2 protein-coding genes are annotated in these 1,066 nt (G+C 68.5%); both read right to left on the bottom strand.

All coding sequences use genetic code 11. The annotated features are described in order from the left end of the window. On the bottom strand, positions 1 to 630 hold a 630-nt coding region (locus KH616_RS25325), incomplete at its 3' end, for an ABC transporter ATP-binding protein (protein ID WP_292255345.1). Positions 631 to 653: 23 nt separating this feature from the next. Next, positions 654 to 1,066: isoaspartyl peptidase/L-asparaginase (locus KH616_RS25320; RefSeq protein ID WP_292255341.1), on the bottom strand; the 413-nt coding region annotated here is incomplete at its 5' end.

The raw sequence follows: 1,066 nt of genomic DNA, 5'->3' as shown, positions 1-1,066 counted from the left end.
CGCCTGGATCGTCACGTCGAGCGCGGTGGTCGGCTCGTCCGCGATCAGGAGCGCTGGCCGGCACGACAGTGCCATCGCGATCATCACACGCTGACGCATCCCGCCGGACAACTTATGCGGATAACGCTCGAACACCCGGCGCGCTTCGGGAATGCGCACCAGATCGAGCAGGCGCAACGCCTCCGCACGCGCGCCGGACGCACTCTTCGACTGATGCAGCGCGATGGCCTCGCTGATCTGGTGGCCCACCGTAAACACCGGATTCAGCGACGTCATCGGCTCCTGGAAGATCATCGCGATGTCGGCGCCGCGCACGCTGCGCATCGTCGCCGCGCTGGCTTGCGCGAGATCGATCACCGCGCCGCTGCGCCGCCGGAACAGCATACGGCCACCCGCGATCGTGCCGCCGCCATGCTCGACGAGCCGCATCAGCGCGAGCGACGTGACCGACTTGCCCGAGCCGGATTCGCCGACGATCGCCAGCGTCTCGCCGCGATCGACATGAAACGACACGCCGCGCACCGCGTCGAATGTCGCGCCTTCGCGGCTGAACGTCACCGACAGGTCGTCGACCGAGATGACGCGCTGCTCTGGCAGCACGAGGCCGGACGGATTTCGGTTCGAAGCCATGCGGGTCTCCATGCGGTGCGGAATCAGGCCGCGTCGTCGCGATAAATGCCGGTGACGGGCGCCTCGCCGACGCGTGCATAGCCGCGATACATGCCATCGGTATTGAACGGCATCGCGACGTTGCCGCGGGCATCGACCGCGATGATCCCGCCGCGGCCCGCGATGCGCGGCAGCTTGTTCATCACCGCGTCGTATGCGGCTTCGCCGAGCGATACGCCGCGATACGCGATCTGCGCGGCCACGTCGTAGGCGGTCGCGAGCCGGATGAACATCTCGCCGGTGCCGGTCGACGAGACCGCGCAGGTCGCGTCGTCCGCGTAGCAGCCCGCGCCGATGATCGGCGAATCGCCGACGCGCCCCGGCTGCTTGTTGGTGATGCCGCCCGTCGATGTCGCCGCTGCGAGATGGCCGTGCCGATCGAGCGCGACTGCGCCGA

It is taken from the genome of Burkholderia sp. (assembly GCF_018375725.1).
In the GTDB taxonomy this organism is placed as follows: Bacteria; Pseudomonadota; Gammaproteobacteria; order Burkholderiales; family Burkholderiaceae; genus Burkholderia.
Note: the sequence above shows the minus strand (reverse complement) of the source record. Positions and strands in the feature narration are given on the sequence as shown.